Raw genomic sequence first — 21531 nt, 5'->3', positions numbered from 1 at the left:
TATCGGTAGCCCTCCATGCAATTGATCGAAAAACTCAGCATCCTCGCCGACGCCGCCAAGTACGACGCTTCCTGCGCCAGCAGTGGCGCGCCCAAGCGCAGCTCCGAGGGCAAAGCCGGCCTGGGTTCGACCGATGGCATGGGGATCTGCCACAGCTACACCCCGGACGGCCGTTGCGTGTCGCTGCTCAAGGTGTTGCTGACCAATTTCTGCCTCTACGACTGCCAATACTGCGTCAATCGCCGCTCCAGCGACGTGCCCCGTGCACGTTTCAGCCCGGAGGAGGTGGTCACCCTGACCCTGGATTTCTACCGGCGCAATTGCGTCAGCGGGCTGTTCCTCAGTTCCGGCATCATCCGTTCGGCCGACTACACCATGGAACAGTTGGTGCGGGTGGCGAAACTGCTGCGCGAAGAGCATGACTTTCGCGGCTACATTCACCTCAAGACCATTCCCGAAGCCGACCCGGCGCTGATCGCCGAGGCCGGGCGCTATGCTGACCGGCTCAGCGTGAATATCGAACTGCCCACCGATGCCAGCCTGCAAACCCTGGCGCCGGAGAAGCAGATCGTTTCGATCAAGCAAGCCATGCAGACCATTTATACCGGCGAGCAAACCGTCCTCAACGAGCCACGCGCGCCGCGTTTCGCTCCGGCCGGGCAGAGCACGCAGATGATTGTCGGCGCCGACGACACCGACGACAGCACCATCTTGCATGGCGCCGAAGCGCTGTATGGCAACTACAAGCTGCGCCGCGTGTATTACTCGGCGTTCAGCCCCATCCCCAACAGCCCGAAAAGCGTGCCCCTGGCCGCGCCGCCGTTGATGCGCGAACACCGCTTGTACCAGGCGGACTTTCTGCTGCGTAGTTACGGCTTCAGTGCCAACGAACTGTTCCAAGGGCCGGGCCATCTGGCGCTGGATATCGACCCCAAGCTGGCCTGGGCCCTGGAGCATCGCGAGGTGTTTCCCCTGGATCTGAACCGCGCCGAACCGACCTTGATCGCGCGAATCCCCGGCATCGGCCTGCGCACCACTCAGCGCCTGGTGGACCTGCGCCGCGAGCGCAAGATCCGTTTCGAAGACCTGGCGCGCATGCGCTGCGTGCTGGCCAAGGCCAAGCCGTTTTTCATCACCAGCGACTACCACCCGCAACAGGCCGAGAGCACCAGCGTGCTGCTGCGCGAGCAACTGCGCGACCGCCCGCAGCCGCAGCAAATGGGGTTGTGGGGATGATCAGCCTGGAATGCGACAACCTGTTCAGCACCTGGCGTGAGCAGGCGCGCTGGCTGCTCAGCCATCAGGTCGACCCCAGCAAAGTAAGCTGGGGTGAGGTGCACGTGGCGGACCTGTTTGCCACCGACGAGTCCATTCCTGAACAGCTTGGGCCGTTCCAGGCGCGGATTCCCAAAGCCTTGTTGGAACTGCTGGAATCGGCGGCTTGCTATCACGGCGATCAGCGTTGGAGTTTGCTCTACGAGGTGTTGTGGCGGGTCAGTCATGGCGACCGTACGGCCATGCTGGCAGGTGACAAACTGGGCAGCGAGTTACAGCGGCGGATCAAGCAGGTCAGCCGCGAAGCCCATCACTTGCATGCATTTGTGCGGTTTATTGCCGTGCCCGCAGAGGCTGGCCCTGAGCTGCCGGAGTACGTGGCCTGGCATGAGCCGGCCCACGACATATTGAAATCAGCCAGCCAGCACTTTATCGGGCGCATGGGCCGCCATCGCTGGATGATCGCCACGCCGTTGGATGGGGTTTACTACGATGGTGAGCAGTTGATTCATCAACGGCAGTGCCCCGAGGCGTGGCAGCAACTGGCGCAAAATGTCGAAGACCCGCATAGCGCCATGTGGCTGACCTACTACAGCCACATCTTCAACCCGGCGCGCTTGAACCCCAAGGTAATGGAGGGGCACTTGCCCAGCCGGTTCTGGAAGAACTTGCCGGAGGGTAAGTTGATCCCGGGGTTGATCAGTGAGGCGCGGACGGGCAAACAGAAGGATGGGCAGGCGAAGCTTGTAGGCGCCAAGCCTGGTAAGCGAATTGCGAACCCTATCAATGCGGGAGCTGTTGTTTAGTTCGTGCGCGGGGTGGGGCTTTGCGCGGGAGGGCTGATGAACTGCTTCAGCGGCGAACCCTATCAATGCGGGAGCTGTTGTTTAGTTCGTGCGCGGGGTGGGGCTTTGCGCGGGAGGGCTGATGAACTGCTTCAGCGGCGAATCCAGGTCATCGGTTTTAACCGGCGGGCGAAAGTCTTGAGTGCTGGCAGGTATCACATTCTTCAATGCGTAATCGGCGCCGGAAGGTTGAGTGCCTGAAGGGGTGGGTTGGCTTGCAACGCCAGGCAGCTCTTTCAGGCAGTTCTCTTTCTCGATGCCCTCCGGGAAATCACGACAGGCCTGTTCGCGGTTTTTGCGAATACACCGTTCTCGTTCTGCAGGCACCAGGCGATTCTGACAAGAAGCCCCCGACAATATCCCGACGACTACCTTAAACCACGCGGCTGAAGCGTCGCTGCCGGCTGGGGCTGCCTGAGCGGCAGGCGAGAGGAGGCAAGTGAACAGTGCGCAAATCAATAATGACGTTTTGATGGTGTTCATCCTTGAAACGGCCAATCAGCAGTAAGCTCGGTATAGCATCGTGGTGTTTCAAACTGCAACATGATGGTCGTTCCCACGCTCTGCGTGGGAGCGATTTATAGCGATGGACGGTGTTCAGGCCAGCTCAGTCGCGGTGTTTTTGACCACCGCCAACTCTGGATGCGCCACCAACTTATCAATGTGCAACTCGTCATTATTCAACCACGTCTCCGTCAGCACCCGGTAATGCTCCATATCGCGGCAGCGCATGCGCAGGCTGTAGTCGAACGGCCCGCTGATCAGTTGGCATTCGAACACCTGCGGGCAAGCTTTGACGCACGCCTCGAAAGCCTTCTGCGCCGAGCGCCCGCTCTGATTGGACAAGGCCACCAGCACCAGCAGCGACAGCCCCGGCGAGACCATCTGCACATCGATGATCGCCCCGTAACCGCGAATCACGCCGCGTCGTTCCAATTTGCGCACCCGTTCCAGGCAGGGCCTGGGCGTCAAATGCACCAGCGACGAGAGTTTTTCGTAGGTGATACGCCCTTGGTGCCGCAACACGTCGATGATGGCCTCATCGATGCGGTCCAGCGCAGGGGAAGAGTGGGGTCCGTTGGCCTTGGTATCCATGAGTTCACTTCAAACGATTGGAAAGAAATTGCTGCAAGCGCTCGCTGCTGGGGTGGTCGAGAATCTCGGCGCCGCCTTGCTCCTCGACACGGCCCTGGTGCAAGAACAGCACTTGGCTGGACACCTGGCGGGCAAAGCCCATTTCGTGGGTGACCATCAGCATGGTACGACCTTCCTCGGCCAACGTCTGTATGACTTTGAGGACTTCTCCTACAAGTTCAGGGTCCAGCGCTGACGTTGGTTCGTCGAACAGAATGATTTCCGGCTCCATCGCCAGCGCCCGTGCGATGGCCACGCGCTGTTGCTGGCCGCCGGAGAGAAACGCCGGGTATTGGTCTGCCACACGGCCCGGTAAGCCGACTTTGTCCAGGTACATGCGCGCGCGTTTTTCTGCCTCGGCCGCGCTGACATTCAGCACGCGGCGCGGGGCCATGGTGATGTTTTCCAGCACGGTCATGTGGCTCCATAGGTTGAAGTGCTGGAACACCATGGCCAGGCGCGTGCGCAGGTTCTGCAATTGCGCCTGCTGCGGCGCGCGGGTGCCGGCGCGGCCTGGCTGCATTTCGATGCTGATGCCGTCGAGAGTAATCACCCCGGCGTCTGGCTGTTCGAGGAAGTTGATGCAGCGCAGCATCGTGCTTTTGCCCGAGCCGCTGGCGCCGATCAGGCTGATCACATCGCCCTGGCGCGCATTGAGGGACACGCCCTTGAGCACTTCGTGGTCGCCGTAGCGTTTGTGAATGCCTTCGACCTGGAGCTTGATCGCGGCCGTGTGGGCGAAGGTTTGTGCAGAAGGCGCTACATCAACAGGATAAGTAGCCAGAGCCTGCGCGGACTGATTCATGGGTTAGCCTCGGGTAGGAACAAGAAAACGCATCCAGCGACGTTCGGCCAGTCGAAACAGGCCCACCAGTGCAAAGGACAGCAGCATGTAGAGCAGGGCGGCGATACCGAACGCCTGGAACGTCAGGAACGTCTCGGCGTTGGCGTCGCGGGCCACCTTGAGGATGTCGGCGACGGTAGCGGTGAATGCCAGGGAAGTGGCGTGCAGCATCAGGATCATTTCATTGCTGTAGGCCGGCAACGCTCGGCGCAACGCGGCGGGCACCACCACAAACAGGTTCAGCCGCCAGCCGTGTAGACCGTAGGCGCGCGCCGCCTCGATTTCGCCATGGGGAATATTGCGGATCGCCCCGGCGAAGATTTCCACGGTGTAGGCACAGGTGTTCAGCACAAACGCCAGCAGCGTGCAGTTCAGCGCATTGCGGAAAAACTGGTTGAGCAGGGCGTTGTCCTGCACCACTTCCAGGCTGTACAGCCCGGTGTAGCAAATCAGCAATTGGATATACAGCGGCGTGCCACGAAACAGGTAGGTGTAGACCTCCACCGGCCAGCGCAGCCAGAAGTGCTCCGACACGCGGGCCAGCGCCAGTGGGATCGACAGGGCAAAGCCTGCGACCACCGAGATGATAAACAGCCATAAGGTCATGGCCACACCGGACAACCCCGCGCCATCGCTGAACAGGTAGGCCAGGCCGTATTGCTGGAACAGTTCGATCATCGTGCCATCCCCTTGATGCCGAGGTTATAGCGCCGCTCGAGGCGCTTGAAGATGCGGTTGGAGAGGGTGGTGATCACCAGGTACACCAGGCCGGCAAGGATCAGGAAATACAACGGTTCGTTGGTGCTCTTGCCGGCGTTTTGCGCGGCTTTAACCAGGTCCGACAGGCCGATGATCGACACCAGTGCGGTGGACTTGAGCAGCACCAGCCAGTTATTGCCCAGGCCCGGCAGGGCAAAGCGCATCAGTTGTGGGAACAGCACCAGGTGAAACCGCTGCCAACGGCTCAAGCCGTAGGCGGTCGCGGCTTCCAGTTGGCCGACCGGCACGCTGAGGATCGCGCCACGGAAGTTCTCGGTGAAATACGCGCCGTAGATAAAGCCCAGGGTGATCACCCCGGCGGTAAACGGGTCGATTTCAAAGTAGTCCCAGCCGAACACTTCGCTCAGGTCGTTGAGCCACAGTTGCAGGCTGTAGAAAATTAGCAGGATCAGTACCAGGTCCGGCACGCTGCGGATCAGTGTGGTGTAGAGCGTGGCCGGCACGCGCAGCCAGTTGACGCTGGAGAGCTTGGCGCCGGCGGCGATCAGGCCCAGGGTGAGGCTTAGGGCCAGCGCCAGGAACGCCAGCTTGACCGTCATCCAGGCACCCTGGGCGAGCATCGGGCCGTAGCCTTGCAGGTTGAGGAGTTCGTTCATGGGGGGTATCTCTAAAGGACGCAGATATTCCCCTGTGGGAGCGGGCTTGCTCGCGAAGGCGGTTTATCAGGCACACATTCAGCGACTGACACTGCGCATTCGCGAGCAAGCCCGCTCCCACAGGTTACTCGTTGTAGATATCTTGATCGCCGAAGTACTTCTTCTGGATCTGCGCATAAGTGCCATCGGCCTGGACGGCGGCGATGCCTTTGTTGATCAGCGCGCGTAGCTCAGCGTCGTTCTTGCGCAAGCCCATGGCGATGTCCAGGGGCAGGGTCGGGTCCTTGAAGGCCGGGCCGGTCTTGAAGTCGGCGCCTTCAGGCTTGGACAGGAAGTTGAGCTGCGCTTCGAGCTTGTCGGTGAGGGTGGCATCGAGGCGGCCGTTCTGCAGGTCGGCGTAGTTCTGCTCCTGGGACTGGTACGCCTTGATCTGGGCGCCGAGCTTGGCCAGGTGCGCCCGCGCGTAGGCTTCTTGCAGCGAACCTTGCAGCACGCCGACTTGCTTGCCTTTCAGGGATTCGGGGGTGTCGCCGAAGTCGGCGCTTTTACGGGTGATCACCGAGGTGGGGCTGAGGAACAGCCGGTCGGTGAAGTCGATGACTTTTTCGCGCGCCGGCGTCACGGCCATGGAGGACATGATCGCGTCGAACTTGCGCGCGCGCAGGGCCGGGATCATGCCGTCGAATTCGTTGTGCACCCAGGTGCATTTGACGTCGAGCTTGACGCAGATGGCGTTGCCCAACTCGATATCAAAACCTTGCAGGCTGCCGTCGGCGGCTACGGATTCGAAGGGAGGGTACTCGGGGAATACGCCGAAGCGGATTTCTTTCCAGTCTTGGGCGTGGGCGGCGCTGGCGCACAGTGGCAACAGCAACGCAGCGAAGAGTGATCGCAGTGGAGTCATGGGGCGTCCCTATATTTTGTAATTGATGTCAGGGCAGTTATTGGATAAAGCAACGTTCTTTCGGTGTGGCTTGTGAAGAATGCTTCATGGTGGTGCGTTTTTTGTGTCGTTTACCCCGTGCATAAAGCGCGAATTGCGCTGTTAAAAAGCGCAATGCAGCGGAATCGGCTGCGACATGCGCTGAATCGGCTTTTCAAGGTGTAAGTTGTGGCCCGCCCTGGGCGCAAAGCGGCAGGCCAGAGCGGTCTCAGGCGCGCTTTTTCTGCTGTGCGCGCGGTTGTTGCGCCAGGCGTGCGAACAGGTCTTTCGGGTCGGCCAGGTCCGGCACCAGCTCAAGCGTGCTGCCGATATCCAGTGCCTTGGCCACGTCGAGCACGTAACGCAGCGCCGAGTAGTCTTCGATGGCAAAACCCACCGAGTCGAACAGGGTGATCTGGCGCGCGTTTTCGCGGCCGGGTTGCTGGCCGTTGATGACTTGCCACAGCTCGGTCACCGGCGAATCTACCGGCATGTGCTGGATCTCACCTTCGATGCGGCTTTGCGGTTCGTACTCGACGATCACCCGGGCGCGTTCGACGATACGTCGGTCCAGCTCGGTCTTGCCCGGGCAGTCACCGCCCACGGCGTTGAGGTGCATGCCGGGTTCGATCATTTCATCCGTCAGAATGGTCGCGTAGGCCTTGTCCGCCGTCACGGTGGTGACGATATCCGCACCTTTCACCGCTTCGGCCACGCTGCCGGCCAGGAACACCTTGATCGCCGGGAACGCCTTGAGGTTGGCCGCCAGCTTGGCGGTAGCCTTGGCGTCGATGTCGAACAGGCGAATCTCGTTGATGCCGAGCATGGCGTGGAAAGCCAGGGCCTGGAATTCACTCTGCGAGCCGTTGCCGATCAGCGCCATGCTGCGGCTGTTGTCGCGCGCCAGGTAGCGGGCGACCAAGGCTGAAGTGGCTGCGGTGCGGATCGCGGTGGTCAGGGTCATTTCCGCCAGCAGCACCGGCTTGCCGGTGTCCACATCGCCCAGGGCACCGAAGGCCATCACGGTGAGCATGCCAGCCAGGGTGTTTTTCGGGTGGCCGTTCACGTATTTGAAGGCGTACAGCGAGGCGTCGGACACCGGCATCAGCTCGATCACGCCGTCCGGCGAGTGGTTGGCCAGGCGCGCGCATTTTTCGAAGTCCTGCCAGCGCAGGTAGTCGGCGCGGATGTACTCGGCCATTTCCGTGATGCAGGTTTGCAGGCCTTTTTGCGAGACCAGGTAGCAGAGGTCGTTGACGTCGATATAGCGGGTCATGGCAAGACTCCTTATTGAAATGAGGGGCGGGCGGGCAGGTGCACTTCCGCCAGCATGCAGCGGGCACTGCCGCCGCCGATGCGTTCGATGTTGTCGATGTTCACCACCACCGGCTGTGTGTGGCGTTCCACATGCTGGCGCTGGGCTGGTTGCAGGGCCCCCCAGGCGCTGGCGGACATGACCAAAAGCGGCTGGCCGTCGCGGTCATGGACTTCGAGCATGTTGCCGGCGAAGGCTTCCAACTGGTCGAAGTCGAGGGCGAGGATGTCTTTGCCGGTATCGCGCAGGGAGCGTTCCAGGCCCAGGCGTTCGTCGGCGTCAGGCAGGGCTTGCAGGCACACCACCGAGAGGTCACGGCCGACGCTCATCATCACGTTACTGTGGTAGATCGGCGCGTGATGGCGGTCGACGGCGTGGAACACGCAGAGTTGGTAGTCGAGGCGGTCGGCGAACTGGCGCAGGGCGTCCTGGTGGGTGCGCCCGGAGTGGCAGGCGTAGCTGATGCGGTGTTGGCGGTCGAGCACCATGCTGCCGGTGCCTTCGAGGAAGATGTTCTGTTGTTCGAGGTGGCTGAGGTCGATGGTGTCTTTGATCGCAAAGCGCTGCTCCAGTACGTGCAGCACACCTTTGTTGCGCTCCAATCGTCGGTTCTGGCCTTCCATCGGGTACAGCACCAGGCTGCCGTCGGCATGGCTGCTCCACCAGTTATTGGGGAAGATCGAGTCGGGCGTGTGAGGCGCCGGGGTGTCCTGCACCACCAACACTTCCACGCCGTGTTGGCGCAGGGTGTCGACATAGCGGTCGAATTCTTCCAGCGCTTTGTGCTGTGCGCTTAGTGGGTCCAGGGGCGGGCGTTGGAAGCGGTTGTTGATCGCGGTGTCCGGGTTGAAAGCAAAGCGCGCCGGGCGAATCATCAGGACGGTGTTTGTTGTTTGCATGGGTGCACGGGTCCATGGGGGCTGAGCTGTGGGGGTATTTTGTGCGTTGTGATGGGGGAATCCCGGCTGAAACAGCGGGGCGGCTCAGCCGGGAAAGCTGAAAAGTGGGGTGGGGCAGCCGAATCGGCTGTCAGGGTTGGAATGAGGTCAACTGTGGGAGCTGACTTGCCTGCGATAGCGGTGTATCAGTGCCATATTCTTGGCTGGCACACCGCCATCGCAGGCAAGCCAGCTCCCACATTGGTATTGTTGGGGCTGTTATAGCGCTGTCCGTCAGGAGGAATCATGTCTACCGCCGTTCGTCTCGCCCAGGCAGCCGATGCCGAGGGGATCAGCCAGGTCATCCTGGCGGCCTTGCACAGCAGTAATGCGCGGGATTACCCGGCGGATGTGATTGCGCGGGTGGCGAGCAACTTTACCCCGGACGCCGTGCAGGCCTTGCTCCAGCGGCGGGTGGTGCTGGTGGCGACTCAGGGTCAGGTGATCGTCGCCACTGCCGCGCTTGATGGCAATGTGGTGCGCTCGGTGTTTGTGAACCCGGCGCTGCAAGGGCAGGGCATTGGGCGGCTGCTGATGATTGAGATCGAACTGCGTGCCCGGGAAGCCGGGGTGACGGTGTTGAGTGTGCCGTCTTCGCTGACCGCCGAGCCGTTTTATACAAAGATGGGCTTCCACACGGTGCGCGATGTCTATCACGGTAACGAGCGCACGCTGGTGATGGAGAAGGCGCTGTTATCCCGCCACCCCATCGGGCCGTATCGTGATCGTCAGCACCGTGCGCAAGTGGTGGCCCTGTGGCAGGAGGCGTTTGGGTACGACACCGCGCACAACCTGCCGACGTTGGCGATTGATAAGAAGCTGGCGGTTAACGATGGGTTGTTTTTCGTAGCGACGGATAAAAAAGCCGTGATCGGCACCCTTCTCGCAGGCTACGACGGGCATCGTGGTTGGCTGTATTCGGTGGCGGTGCACGCTGACTATCGGCGTCACGGCCTGGGCTCCTCGCTGGTGCGGTATGCCGAGCAGGCGTTGACGGCGTTGGGGTGCATGAAGATCAATTTGCAGATTACTGGCGGCAATGATGGGGTGGCGGGGTTCTATGAGGCGTTGGGATATGGAGTGGAGCCGAGGATTAGTATGGGTAAGAAGATAGCCGTGAACATCCCCAAGGATGTGTGAGAACACCGAAATCAACTGTGGGAGCTGGCTTGTCTGCGATGGCGGTGCATCAGTCAACTTATTGAGTCACTGATAGACCGCCATCGCAGGCAAGCCAGCTCCCACATGGGTTTTGTGGTGTTGCTGGCGTTTGGGCTTAGACCTTGACGATCCAGCCTGCTGGCGCTTCGACGTCACCGGTTTGCACGCCGGTCAGCTCTTTGTAGAGCTTCTGGGTGATCGGGCCGACTTCAGTTTCGCTGTGGAACACGTGCAGTTTGCCGTTGTACTGGATGCCGCCGATGGGCGAGATCACAGCGGCCGTGCCGCAGGCTCCGGCTTCCTTGAAGTGATCCAGTTTGTCGATGAACACTTCGCCTTCGACCACTTTCAGGCCCAGGCGGGACTGGGCCAGTTCGATCAGCGACAGGCGGGTGATGCCTGGCAGCACCGAAGGCGACTTCGGCGTGATGAACTGGTTGTCGTGGGTGATCCCGAAGAAGTTGGCCGAGCCGACTTCTTCGATTTTCGAATGGGTCATCGGGTCCAGATAGATCGCATCGGCGAAACCGGATTTTTTCGCTTCGGCACCCGGCATCAGGCTGGCGGCGTAGTTACCACCCACTTTGGCGGCGCCGGTGCCTTGTGGCGCGGCGCGGTCGAAAGTGGAGATCTGGAAGTTATGCGGCACCAGCCCGCCTTTGAAGTAGGCGCCGACCGGGATGGCGAAGACCGAGAAGATGAACTCCGGCGCGGTACGCACGCCGATGTTGTCACCGGTGCCGATCACGAACGGGCGCAGGTACAGCGCGCCGCCGCTGCCGTACGGCGGGATGAACCGCTCGTTGGCCTTGACCACTTGTTTGCAGGCTTCGATGAAGTCTTCGGTGGGCACGTGCGGCATCAGCAGGCGTGCACAGCTGCGCTGCATGCGGGCGGCGTTCTGGTCCGGGCGGAACAGGTTAATTGAACCGTCCTTGCAGCGGTAGGCCTTGAGGCCTTCAAAGCATTGCTGGCCATAGTGCAGGGCCGTGGAGCCCTCGCTGATGTGCAGCACATTATCGTCGGTCAGGGTGCCGGCTTGCCATTCGCCGTTTTTCCAGACTTGGAGAAACCGCTTGTCGGTCTTGATGTAGTCAAAACCCAGCTTGTCCCAATTGATGCTTTCGTTACCCATGACACCCTCTATCTCTGGTCAACCGCCTGGTCGAAGGCAGGCTTGTCGGTTTTTTTCTGGATGGGCGCAACAATACTGCATTATTGGCCGGTGTGGGAGCAGGTGGGTGGGCCGTTCAGTCTGTGTGTTGGCTGATCCACCGCTATCGCAGGCAAGCCAGCTCCCACATTTGGAATGCATTCCCGTGTGGGAGCTGGCTTGCCTGAGATGGCCTCACTGTAGTTTTACAGGTGCAGCGCGTGGCCCAGGGCCCTTAAGGCCGCCTCTTGTACAGCTTCGCCGAGCGTTGGGTGGGCGTGGATGGTGCCGGCCACGTCTTCCAGGCGCGAGCCCATTTCCAGGCTCAGGCCAAAGGCCGTGGACAGTTCGGACACGCCAACACCTACCGCTTGCCAGCCGACGATCAGGTGGTTATCACGGCGAGCGACCACACGCACGAAGCCGGTTTTCGACTCCAGCGTCATCGCCCGGCCGTTGGCCGCGAACGGGAAACTCGACACGATGCAGTCCAGGCCCGCCGCCTTGGCTTCATCCGGGGTCTTGCCGACCACCACCAGTTCCGGGTCGGTAAAGCACACGGCTGGAAAGGCTGCCGGGTTGAATTCGCGGGTTTTACCGCTGATCAGTTCGGCGACCATCTCGCCCTGGGCCATGGCCCGGTGCGCCAACATCGGCTCGCCACTCAGGTCGCCAATCGCCCAAACATTGCGCATGCTGGTCTGGCAACGGCTGTCGATCTTGATCGCCGCGCCGTTCATGTCCAGGTTCAGCGCTTCGAGGTTCCAGCCTTGAGTGTTGGGTTTGCGACCGACGGCCACCAGCACTTGATCAGTTTCCAGCGACAAGGTGTCGCCATTCGGATCGCGCACTTGCAGGCTGTTGTTCTCGAAACCGGTCACGCTGTGCTTGAGGTACAGCTTGATCCCCAAGTGCTTGATGGATTCAGCCACCGGCAGCGTCAGTTCGCCGTCGTAAGCCGGTAGGATGCGCTCCTGCGCCTCGACCACACTGACCTCAGCGCCGAGCTTGCGGTAGGCAATGCCCAGCTCCAGGCCAATATAGCCGCCGCCCACCACAACCAGGCGTTTGGGCACGCGGGTGGGTGCCAGCGCTTCGGTGGAGGAGATGATCGGCCCGCCAATTGGCAGCATCGGCAGGTTGACGCTTTTCGAGCCGGTAGCCAGCAGCAGGTGTTCGCACTGGATACGCTGGTCGCCGACATCAATGGTCTTGCCATCGACAACCTTGGCCCAACCGTGAATCACCTGCACTTTGTGTTTTTTCAACAGTGCGGCAACGCCGCTGGTCAGGCGGTCGACGATGCCGTCTTTCCATTCCACGCTTTTGCGGATGTCCAGGGTCGGCACGTCCACTTCGATGCCCAACTGCGAACCCTGGCTGTGGTGCACGGTTTGCTGGAACTGCTCGGCCACATGGATCAGGGCTTTCGAGGGGATGCAGCCGATATTCAGGCAGGTGCCGCCCAAGGCCTGGCCTTCCACCAGAATGGTCGGGATGCCCAACTGACCGGCGCGAATCGCCGCCACATAACCGCCAGGGCCGCCGCCGATAATCAGCAACGTGGTGTGTAGTGTCTGAGACATGCCTTACTCCAAAAACAGGCTGGCGGGTTGTTCGAGCAGGCCGCGAATGGCCTGGATGAATTGCGCCGCGTCCATGCCATCGACCACGCGGTGATCGAAGGAGCTGGAGAGGTTCATCATCTTGCGGATTACGATCTGGCCCTTGATCACCATCGGCCGCTCAACAATGCGGTTGACGCCGACGATGGCCACTTCCGGCAGGTTCAGCACGGGTGTGCTGACGATGCCGCCCAACGCGCCCAGGCTGGTCAACGTAATGGTCGACCCCGACAGCTCATCGCGGCTGGCCTTGCCATTGCGCGCGGCGCTGGCCAAACGGGTGATTTCCTCAGCATTGCCCCACAGGCTGCGGGCTTCGGCGTGACGCACCACCGGCACCATCAGGCCCACGTCGCTCTGGGTGGCGACCCCCACATGCACCGCGCCGAGGCGGGTGATGACCTGGGCTTCGTCGTCATAGCGCGCGTTGATCTGCGGGAAGTCCCGCAGCGCCACGACCATGGCGCGCACGATAAACGGCAGCAATGTCAGCTTGCCGCGTGCAGCGCCGTGTTTCTCATTGAGGTGCACGCGCAGCTCGTCGAGGGCAGTGACGTCGATTTCTTCCACATAGCTGAAATGCGCGGCGCGCCGGGTCGCGTCCTGCATGCGCTGGGCGATCTTGCGGCGCATGCCGATCACCGGGATCTGTTCTTCGTCGTTGCGTTCGGCGTAGGGGTTGGCAGCGGTTTTAGTTTGCGCCGGACTCTGGAGCAAGAAAGCCTCCAAATCTTCGTGCAGAATCCGGCCCGCAGGACCAGAGCCCTGCACCAGGCGTAACTGAATGCCAGCATCCAGCGCGTGTTTCCGCACGGCAGGCGAGGCCAATGGGCGTTCGTCGGCTTCACGGGCCACGGGTGCTTGAGCCGCCACCACTGGCGCGGGCTTGCTTGGCGCCGGTGCGGGTTTGGCTTCAGCAACCAGAGCGGGTGCAGGCGCAGCTTTTACCGGTGCAGCCACCGCCGGTACATCTTTGGCGTTACCCGCGCCTTCCACTTCAATGCTGATCAAAATACTGCCCACGGCCATGACTTCACCTGGCTCGCCGCCGAGGGAAATCACCTTGCCGTGCACCGGCGAGGGAATGTCCACCATCGCCTTGTCGGTCATCACATCCGCCAGCACTTGGTCTTCAACCACCAGGTCGCCAACCTTTACATGCCATACAGACAGTTCAACTTCTGCGATGCCTTCGCCAATGTCCGGCATCTTGATAATGTGCGTGCCCATTCAGACCTCCATGACCCGTTTCAACGCCGCGCCCACGCGGGACGGCCCTGGGAAATACGCCCACTCTTGCGCGTGCGGGTAGGGGGTGTCCCAACCGGTGACGCGTTCGATCGGCGCTTCCAGGTGGTGGAAGCAATGCTCTTGCACCAGCGCCACCAGCTCGGCGCCAAAGCCGCAGGTGCGGGTGGCTTCATGCACCACCACGCAACGGCCGGTCTTTTTCACCGACTTGACGATGGTTTCCAGGTCCAGCGGCCACAGGCTGCGCAGGTCAATAACTTCGGCGTCGATGCCGGTTTCTTCGGCGGCAACTTGCGACACATACACGGTGGTGCCGTAGGTCAGCACGGTGACGGCCGAGCCCGGGCGCACGATGGCGGCCACGTCCAGCGGCACGGTGTAGTAACCGTCCGGTACTTGCGCTTGCGGGTGCTTCGACCACGGGGTTACCGGGCGGTCGTGATGGCCGTCGAACGGGCCGTTGTACAGGCGCTTAGGCTCTAGGAAAATCACCGGGTCATCGTTTTCGATCGAGGCGATCAGCAGGCCCTTGGCGTCATACGGGTTGGACGGCATCACCGTGCGCAGGCCGCAGACCTGGGTGAACACTGCTTCGATACTCTGGCTGTGGGTCTGGCCGCCATAGATACCGCCACCGCAGGGCATGCGCATGGTCAGCGGCGCAGTGAACTGCCCGGCCGAGCGATAACGCAAGCGCGCCGCTTCCGAGATGATCTGGTCGGTAGCGGGGTAGACGTAGTCGGCGAACTGGATTTCCGCCACCGGGCGCAGGCCGTAGGCACCCATGCCCACCGCGACGCCGACGATGCCGCTTTCCGAGATCGGCGCATCAAACACCCGCGAGCTGCCGTATTTGTTCTGCAAACCTTCGGTGCAACGGAACACACCGCCGAAGTAACCGACGTCCTGGCCGAACACCACCACGTTATCGTCACGCTCAAGCATCACATCCATGGCCGAGCGCAGGGCCTGGATCATGGTCATGGTGGTGGTGGTCATGGCGGTTTCCAGTTCAATACTGTTGTTGTGATCGTTCATGTCAGATCCCCAACTCTTGACGCTGGCGCTTCAAGTGCTCCGGCATCTCTTTATAGACGTCCTCGAACATGGTCGCGGCGCTTGGAATCTGGCCGCCGGCAAGGGTGCCGTACTGTTCGGCTTCTTTTTGCGCCGCAATGACTTCGGCTTCAAGTTCGGCACTGACCGCCACGTGTTCCTCTTCGGACCACTGGCCAATCTTGATCAGGTGCTGCTTGAGGCGGGTAATCGGGTCACCCAACGGGAAGTGGCTCCAGTCATCGGCGGGGCGGTATTTGGACGGGTCATCGGAGGTGGAGTGCGGGCCGGCGCGGTAGGTGACCCACTCGATCAGCGTTGGCCCCAGGTTGCGGCGCGCACGCTCAGCAGCCCAGGCGGAGGCGGCGTACACCGCGATAAAGTCGTTGCCGTCCACACGCAGCGAGGCGATGCCGCAACCCACGCCGCGTCCGGCGAAGGTGGTGGCTTCACCACCGGCAATCGCCTGGAAGGTGGAGATCGCCCACTGGTTGTTGACCACGTTGAGAATCACCGGCGCGCGGTACACGTGGGCGAAGGTGAGGGCGGTGTGGAAGTCGGATTCGGCGGTAGCGCCGTCGCCGATCCAGGCCGAGGCGATTTTGGTATCGCCCTTGATCGCCGAGGCCATGCCCCAGCCCACGCCTTGTACGAATTGGGTGGCGAGGTTGCCGGAAATGGTGAAGAAGCCGGCGTCTTTGACCGAGTACATGATCGGCAGTTGGCGACCCTTGAGCGGGTCGCGCTCGTTGGACAGCAGTTGGCAGATCAGGTCCACCAGCGGCACTTCGCGGGCCATCAGGATGCTTTGCTGGCGGTAGGTGGGGAAGCACATGTCGTCGATGTTCAAGGCCAGGGCCTGGGCGCTGCCGATGGCTTCTTCGCCAAGGCTTTGCATATAAAACGACATTTTTTTCTGACGCTGGGCGACGACCATGCGGTTGTCGAATATCCGCGTCTTGAGCATGGCGCGCATGCCTTTACGCAGAATCTCGACGGGAACGCCCTCGGCCCACGGGCCAAGGGCCTGGCCCTGGTCGTCGAGCACGCGAATCAGGCCCTTGGCCAGGTCGGCGGTGTCGGCAGGTTCTACGTCGATGGCGGGTTTGCGCACCAGGCCGGCGTCAGTGAGGCGCAGGTAGGTAAAGTCGGTCTTGCAGCCTGGGCGGCCCGAGGGTTCGGGAACGTGCAGGCGCAGTGGTTCGTACTGCTGAGTCATGGCTTCTACGCTCGATCTTGTGAATTTCTTGTAGTGGGCGCGCTAGCTGACAGTCAGTCTCCGGGTAAGAGAAATCTTGTCCTACAAACATCATAGGCGTGGCGTAGAAGAATATTTATCTCTGTTTCATTGCGCTCGCGATCATTTGAGGATAAAAAAACTGCATAACCATAATAAACAGGTGATTTTGTCTCATGCGCAAACTGGACCGTACCGACATCGGCATTCTTAACGCCCTGCAGGAGAACGCCCGCATCACCAACGCCGACCTGGCCCGCTCGGTCAACCTATCGCCCACGCCGTGTTTCAACCGGGTCAAGGCGATGGAGGAATTGGGCCTGATTCGCGACCAAGTCACGCTGCTTGACGCCGACTTACTCGGGCTGCACGTCAACGTGTTCATCCATGTGAGCCTGGAGAAGCAGAACGAACTGGCGTTGCAGCAGTTTGAAGGCGCGATCTCGGACCGGCCCGAAGTGATGGAGTGCTACCTGATGGCCGGCGACCCGGATTACCTGATCCGCGTGCTGGTGCCGACGATTCAGTCGCTGGAGCGCTTCATGATGGACTTTTTGACCAAGGTGCCGGGCGTGGCCAATATTCGCTCCAGCTTTGCGCTCAAGCAAGTGCGCTACAAGACGGCGCTACCATTGCCGCCAGGTGGCTTGATGGTCTGAGCGGCAGTAGACGGCGGCGGCGCCAGGGCTGCCGTGGCCGCTCTTGCCGTGCCCATTTTTAATTGACCTTAGTCAATATAAGTTGGCGTTTGTCCGAGTGTTCCCCTGCGCCTGCTAAGCTCTACTTTTAAAGGGCGGGACACGTCATGAACAATCAGCAATTAATATGCCGCGCGCTCTACGACTTTAATCTAACTCAGCTTTCCATTGTCGCAGCACTGGAAGACATGGCTGCGCTCATTGAAAATATAAGTTGCGTTTCGCCGCCGATCAGCGCCTCTTTAAAACGTCATCTGGAAACGGTCGGGCGAAACTGTGATCGGTCCTGTAATGCGATGTATTCGCTGCTCCACGAAGAAGCCAACGTCGAATTACCCAGCTGAAAACGCGCTTGGGTTGGGCGAGTTTAGTTTGTTAGCTAATTAACGGAAGTGTAAGAATTATTCTCATCCGAATAATAAAATTCTACGTGGACAGTCACATATTTTTCACACATGCTTCCCCACGATAGTAGCCATAGGCCATTTAACTAATTGAGCCCGGGCAAGAGGTGAGTAGAGATGTCCATGAGATCCTTGAAGTTAAACTTTCGTGCTGCCCTTTGTTTTGGCGTGGTGTGCATTCTGCTATTAATTCAGGGGGGCATGACGCTGGTAAAAATCGATACTGTTTATGCATCGACGGTTGAAATTGAAACCAACTGGCTGCCGAGTATTCGTCTGGCCGGGAAAATCGACTCGGCGCTGTATAAGCTGCGCCTGGAGCTGCGCAATTTTGCGATGGACGCCGCCCGGCAGAACCCAGGTTCACTGGAAAAAATACGAAGCCTGCGAGCAGACCTGATCAAGGTCGCTGAGAGCTATGCGCCCATGGTGTCGAGTCCCGAGGAGCAGGCCAAATATGACCAAGCCCTCAGTAGTATTCGAAGTTACGACCAGAAGGTCGACGCATTTCTTGGGTTCTCTTCCACGGCGTCCACTGAGCAGCTCGCGGTCTTCATGCGCGACACCCTGAGCCCCATTGCCTCAAAGGCGCAAGACTCGATCAACGAGCTGATCCAGTTGAATGAACGCGGGTCGCAGCAAGCGGTGCAGGTGGCCGCCAGCGAGCACAACGCGACGCGCCTGTTTACCTGGGCGCTGATGGCTGTTTCAGTGCTGCTGACGGTTGTAGTCGCCGGTCTGTTTGCCCGCAGTATTATTACCCCGGTACGTGAACTGCTGGTGTCGACCTCAAAGATCGCTGAAGGGGATCTACGCGTGGCCATTACCGTAGACGGCCAGGATGATCTGACGGCGCTGCAGCAATCCACAGCTGCCATGCAGGTGAACCTCAAGAACACCCTGCAGCAAATCAGCGATGCATCCGGGCAATTGGCGTCGGCTGCCGAAGAGATGAGTTCGATCACCCGTGAGTCCAGTGCCGGCATTGAGCGCCAGAGCCACGAAACCGACCAGGCTGCCACGGCGGTTAATCAGATGACCGCCGCAGTGGAGGAGGTGGCCCGCAATGCCGTCTCGGCCTCCCACTCGACTCAGGACTCCCAGCGCTCGGCGAAAATCGGCCAGGAGCGTGTTACCCAGACCATTGCCTCGATCGAAAAACTCAGCGCCACGGTGCAGCAGACCGGTGTGGAAGTTGAAGGCCTGGCCAAGCAGGCGCAGGACATTGCACGGGTGGTGGAAGTGATCCGCTCGATTGCCGAACAGACCAACCTGTTGGCGCTGAACGCTGCCATAGAGGCGGCGCGGGCCGGTGAGCAAGGGCGCGGCTTTGCGGTAGTGGCCGATGAAGTGCGGGCACTGGCCCACAGGACTCAGACCTCGACCCAGGAAATCGAGCAGATGATTGCGAAGATACAAACCTGTTCCAGCGAGGCCGTAGCGTCCATGAGCATGAACCGCAATGAAGCGGTGGACTCACTGAAAATCGCCCACGAAGCCGGCCATGCCATCATTCAGATTACCGAGGCCATTGCCGATATCAATGAAAGGAACCTGCTGATCGCGACGGCTTCCGAGGAACAGGCCCACGTGGCCCGCTCGGTGGATCAGAACCTGATCAGTATTCGCGACCTGTCGATCCAGAGTTCGTCAGCCGCCGGACAGACCTCCATCGCCAGCCACGAGCTGTCGAAACTGGCGATAGACCTCAAGCAGATCGTGGCCCGTTTTTCGATAGCCTGAACCTGCACACAGTGAGGCATGGCCTATGTTGAAACGCATTCTCGTGTCGCAAGTGATCCTGGGCATGTACATCCATAAACTTGAGGGCGCCTGGATCAAGCATGGCTTTTGGAAAAGCCGTTTTCTCCTCAAACAAACCGAGGACCTGCAGCGTCTGCGGGACTCGCCGGTTCAAGGCGTATGGATTGATACACTCAAAGGCTGCGACGTAGCGCCGAGCGCTACGGTCGCGGTGACACCAGCGCCCACGGCGGGCAAGCCCCGCGAGGTACTGACCCGCCACGAGATGAAGGCGGAAGTGGCTCGCGCGGTAAAGTTGTGTGGGGTTGCCAAGCGCGCGGTGATCACCATGTTCGGCGAGTTGCGCATGGGCAAGGCGGTCGACCCCACCGAAGTCACTCAACTGGTGGACGATATTTCCCAATCACTGCTGCGTCATCCTCACGCCTTCATCAGCCTGGCACGCCTGAAGACCGCCGATGAATACACCTACATGCACTCGGTGGCCGTGTGTGGGTTGATGATTGCAATGGCGCGCCAGCTGCAATTGGAGCCCGCCCTGATCCAGGAGGCAGGGCTGGCAGGGCTGTTCCACGATGTCGGCAAGATGGCGGTTCCCGAAGCGATCCTGAGTAAGCCCGGCACGTTGACAGCGCTTGAGTTTGCCTCGGTGCGTCTGCATCCGGTACAGGGCGCAGACATGCTTCGCCAGTGCCCGCACATCAGCGCACTGGTGCTCGATGTGTGCTTGCATCACCATGAAAAATGCGATGGCAGCGGCTACCCCCACGGCCTGGTTCAGGACCAGATCAGCCTGTTTGCGCAAATGGGCGCAGTGTGTGACGTGTACGATGCGATCACCTCGGAGCGCCCCTACAAACATGGCTGGGGGCCTGACGAGGCGATACAGAAAATGGCGGAATGGAAAGGCCATTTTGATGCCCGGGTGTTCCAGGCGTTTGTCCGGTGCGTGGGCATTTATCCGGTCGGCGCCCTGGTTCGACTGGAGAGTGGCCGTATCGGCGTGGTCATCGAACAAAACCCTGGCGCATTGCTGACGCCGATCGTGAAAGTGTTCTTTTCCACGCGTTCCCGCTTGCCGATTACCCAGGTGGTGGTCAACCTGGCCAAGCGGCCCGACAAGATCGTCGGCCGAAAAACTGCTGAAGCGTGGGGCTTCAAGCACCTCGACGAATTGTGGTCAGGGCTTGCGCGCGTCAAAGGGTCCTATTTCGATCAGCCGACTTAAAGTTGATTGAGCGGAATTTTCAGGTAGACCACGCCATTTTCCTCCGCCGGCGGCATATTCCCGGCCCGCACGTTCACCTGTATCGCCGGCAACAGCAGCGTCGGTATCCCCAGCCCGGCATCACGTGTGGTGCGCATTTCAACAAACGCAGCCTCATCCACACCGTCATGCACATGGATATTCCCCGCGCGCTGTTCCGCCACGGTGGTCAGGCACTTGGCCTCACGGCCTTGCGGCGGATAGTCATGGCAGACATACAGCTGGGTTTCATCCGGGAAGGCCAGCAACTTGCGCATCGACGCATATAACTGCCGGGCATCCCCGCCAGGAAAGTCGCAACGCGCAGTGCCCACATCGGGCATGAACAGCGTGTCGCCCACCAGGATCAACCGGCCGTCGATCAAGTAAGCCATGTCCGCCGGCGTATGCCCGGGTACATGCAGCGCCTGGGCCTTCACGTTGCCGATATGAAAGATCTCATCCGGCGCAAACAAATGGTCGAACTGCGAGCCATCGACGCGAAATTCGGGCTCCAGGTTGAACAGATTCTTGAATACCCCTTGAACCTTGCTGATCGACTGACCAATGGCAATCTTGCCGCCCAAGGTGCGCCGCAGGTACGGCGCGGCAGACAGGTGATCAGCATGCGCATGGGTTTCCAGCAGCCATTGCACCTGCAAGCCGTGCTCACGCACAAAGGCTGTGACCTTGTCCGCCTGGGCCGTATGGGTGCGCCCGGAGGCTGGGTCGTAATTGAGCACCGAGTCGACGATAGCGCAGGGGCCGCCGTCAGTTTCATAGATGACATAGGTGAAGGTCGACGATGCCTCGTCCAGAAAATCTTGAATCAACGCTGGCATGGCGGCTGTCCCTCGGTGGTGAAAAAAATGGTTACAATCAATTTACGTTTACACATAATGTTTTGAGCTTAAGTGACAGAAAGGACCCGAAGCAAATGGAATCTACTCTGAGTGAAGGCGAAGTCGCCCAACTGCGCGCCTCGGCGTCCAAGGCCTGCTCCTTGCTCAAGGCATTGGCCAATGAGGACCGTTTGTTGATCCTGTGTCAGTTGACCCAGGGTGAGCGCAACGTTGGTGAATTGGAAACCATGACCGGCGTAAGACAGCCTACGCTGTCACAACAGTTGGGCATTTTGCGCGACGAAGGGTTGGTCGCTACCCGTCGGGAAGGCAAATACATTTTCTACGGGCTGGCCAGCCATGAAGTGATTCAAGTAATGAAGACCCTCTCCGGGCTGTACTGCGGTGCGGTCATCAAAAGCTGGGCGTGACGCCATCCGGCAGC

22 protein-coding genes are annotated in these 21531 nt (G+C 60.3%); 8 read left to right on the top strand and 14 right to left on the bottom strand.

Annotated features, from left to right (window positions below; genetic code table 11):
- The first annotated feature begins 15 nt into the window (after positions 1-15).
- Both GJU48_RS14975 and GJU48_RS14970 read left to right on the top strand, forming a co-directional pair.
- Entirely contained in the window at positions 16-1236 is a 1221-nt protein-coding gene (locus GJU48_RS14975; protein WP_094951331.1) for a putative DNA modification/repair radical SAM protein, read from the top strand.
- Positions 1233-2081 carry a TIGR03915 family putative DNA repair protein gene (locus tag GJU48_RS14970; protein WP_094951332.1) on the top strand — a complete coding sequence of 283 codons (849 nt, stop codon included), beginning with the start codon at positions 1233-1235 and terminating at the stop codon, positions 2079-2081. The genes GJU48_RS14975 and GJU48_RS14970 overlap by 4 nt, the downstream gene beginning before the upstream one ends.
- A gap of 81 nt (positions 2082-2162) precedes the next feature.
- On the opposite strand, the gene GJU48_RS14965 is transcribed toward GJU48_RS14970, so the two are convergent.
- From GJU48_RS14965 to ctlX, 8 genes are all read right to left on the bottom strand, one after another.
- On the bottom strand, positions 2163-2603 hold the full coding sequence (locus GJU48_RS14965) for a hypothetical protein (protein WP_141240559.1): 441 nt from the start codon (positions 2601-2603) through the stop codon (positions 2163-2165).
- Positions 2604-2717: 114 nt separating this feature from the next.
- Complete coding sequence (locus tag GJU48_RS14960; RefSeq protein ID WP_029296543.1) at positions 2718-3215, bottom strand: Lrp/AsnC family transcriptional regulator; 498 nt, start codon at positions 3213-3215, stop codon at positions 2718-2720.
- Between the two features lie 4 nt (positions 3216-3219).
- On the bottom strand, positions 3220-4059 hold the full coding sequence (locus GJU48_RS14955; RefSeq protein WP_256589264.1) for an ABC transporter ATP-binding protein: 840 nt from the start codon (positions 4057-4059) through the stop codon (positions 3220-3222).
- Between the two features lie 3 nt (positions 4060-4062).
- Entirely contained in the window at positions 4063-4776 is a 714-nt protein-coding gene (locus GJU48_RS14950; protein ID WP_094951334.1) for an ABC transporter permease, read from the bottom strand.
- Positions 4773-5474, bottom strand: a complete 702-nt coding sequence (locus GJU48_RS14945; RefSeq protein WP_094951335.1) for an ABC transporter permease — start codon at positions 5472-5474, stop codon at positions 4773-4775. The genes GJU48_RS14950 and GJU48_RS14945 overlap by 4 nt, the downstream gene beginning before the upstream one ends.
- A gap of 124 nt (positions 5475-5598) precedes the next feature.
- A complete protein-coding gene (locus tag GJU48_RS14940; RefSeq protein ID WP_094951336.1) occupies positions 5599-6378 on the bottom strand; it encodes an ABC transporter substrate-binding protein in 780 nt (259 codons plus the stop codon).
- Positions 6379-6625: 247 nt separating this feature from the next.
- On the bottom strand, positions 6626-7672 hold the full coding sequence (locus tag GJU48_RS14935; RefSeq protein WP_094951337.1) for an ornithine cyclodeaminase: 1047 nt from the start codon (positions 7670-7672) through the stop codon (positions 6626-6628).
- An 11-nt stretch (positions 7673-7683) separates the two neighbouring features.
- Positions 7684-8610: a citrulline utilization hydrolase CtlX gene (ctlX, locus tag GJU48_RS14930; RefSeq protein ID WP_094951338.1), complete on the bottom strand. Its 927-nt coding sequence runs from the start codon at positions 8608-8610 to the stop codon at positions 7684-7686.
- A 285-nt stretch (positions 8611-8895) separates the two neighbouring features.
- Between ctlX and GJU48_RS14925 the strand changes: the two genes are divergently transcribed.
- Positions 8896-9789: a GNAT family acetyltransferase gene (locus GJU48_RS14925; protein WP_094951339.1), complete on the top strand. Its 894-nt coding sequence runs from the start codon at positions 8896-8898 to the stop codon at positions 9787-9789.
- Between the two features lie 136 nt (positions 9790-9925).
- On the opposite strand, the gene GJU48_RS14920 is transcribed toward GJU48_RS14925, so the two are convergent.
- The 5 genes from GJU48_RS14920 to GJU48_RS14900 form a co-directional block, all read right to left on the bottom strand.
- The gene (locus tag GJU48_RS14920; RefSeq protein ID WP_094951340.1) at positions 9926-10945 is read right to left on the bottom strand and encodes a branched-chain amino acid aminotransferase; all 1020 of its coding nucleotides are present in this window, start codon (positions 10943-10945) and stop codon (positions 9926-9928) included.
- 224 nt (positions 10946-11169) lie between these two features.
- Positions 11170-12549 (bottom strand): dihydrolipoyl dehydrogenase, encoded by a 1380-nt coding sequence (lpdA, locus tag GJU48_RS14915; RefSeq protein ID WP_094951341.1) that lies wholly within the window; start codon positions 12547-12549, stop codon positions 11170-11172.
- Positions 12550-12552: 3 nt separating this feature from the next.
- Entirely contained in the window at positions 12553-13818 is a 1266-nt protein-coding gene (locus GJU48_RS14910; protein ID WP_094951342.1) for a dihydrolipoamide acetyltransferase family protein, read from the bottom strand.
- Positions 13819-14877 carry an alpha-ketoacid dehydrogenase subunit beta gene (locus GJU48_RS14905; RefSeq protein WP_053256985.1) on the bottom strand — a complete coding sequence of 353 codons (1059 nt, stop codon included), beginning with the start codon at positions 14875-14877 and terminating at the stop codon, positions 13819-13821.
- A 1-nt stretch (position 14878) separates the two neighbouring features.
- A complete protein-coding gene (locus tag GJU48_RS14900) occupies positions 14879-16114 on the bottom strand; it encodes a 3-methyl-2-oxobutanoate dehydrogenase (2-methylpropanoyl-transferring) subunit alpha (protein WP_094951343.1) in 1236 nt (411 codons plus the stop codon).
- Between the two features lie 194 nt (positions 16115-16308).
- On the opposite strand from GJU48_RS14900, the gene GJU48_RS14895 reads away from it, so the two are divergent.
- The 4 genes from GJU48_RS14895 (at position 16309) to GJU48_RS14880 (ending at position 20226) form a co-directional block, all read left to right on the top strand.
- Positions 16309-16791 carry an Lrp/AsnC family transcriptional regulator gene (locus GJU48_RS14895; RefSeq protein ID WP_083357856.1) on the top strand — a complete coding sequence of 161 codons (483 nt, stop codon included), beginning with the start codon at positions 16309-16311 and terminating at the stop codon, positions 16789-16791.
- A 146-nt stretch (positions 16792-16937) separates the two neighbouring features.
- Positions 16938-17174 (top strand): hypothetical protein, encoded by a 237-nt coding sequence (locus tag GJU48_RS14890; protein ID WP_141240560.1) that lies wholly within the window; start codon positions 16938-16940, stop codon positions 17172-17174.
- Between the two features lie 177 nt (positions 17175-17351).
- Complete coding sequence (locus tag GJU48_RS14885; RefSeq protein ID WP_094951344.1) at positions 17352-18977, top strand: methyl-accepting chemotaxis protein; 1626 nt, start codon at positions 17352-17354, stop codon at positions 18975-18977.
- A gap of 25 nt (positions 18978-19002) precedes the next feature.
- A complete protein-coding gene (locus GJU48_RS14880) occupies positions 19003-20226 on the top strand; it encodes an HD-GYP domain-containing protein (protein ID WP_094951345.1) in 1224 nt (407 codons plus the stop codon).
- On the opposite strand, the gene GJU48_RS14875 is transcribed toward GJU48_RS14880, so the two are convergent.
- The gene (locus tag GJU48_RS14875; RefSeq protein WP_094951346.1) at positions 20223-21086 is read right to left on the bottom strand and encodes an MBL fold metallo-hydrolase; all 864 of its coding nucleotides are present in this window, start codon (positions 21084-21086) and stop codon (positions 20223-20225) included. The genes GJU48_RS14880 and GJU48_RS14875 overlap by 4 nt on opposite strands.
- Before the next feature lie 95 nt (positions 21087-21181).
- On the opposite strand from GJU48_RS14875, the gene GJU48_RS14870 reads away from it, so the two are divergent.
- Positions 21182-21517, top strand: coding sequence for an ArsR/SmtB family transcription factor (locus tag GJU48_RS14870; protein WP_017136253.1), 336 nt, complete (start codon positions 21182-21184; stop codon positions 21515-21517).
- Positions 21518-21531: the final 14 nt, after the last annotated feature.

It is taken from the genome of Pseudomonas sp. IB20 (genome assembly GCF_009707325.1).
Classification (GTDB): Bacteria; Pseudomonadota; Gammaproteobacteria; order Pseudomonadales; family Pseudomonadaceae; genus Aquipseudomonas.
This window is presented reverse-complemented; position numbering and strand designations above follow the sequence as displayed.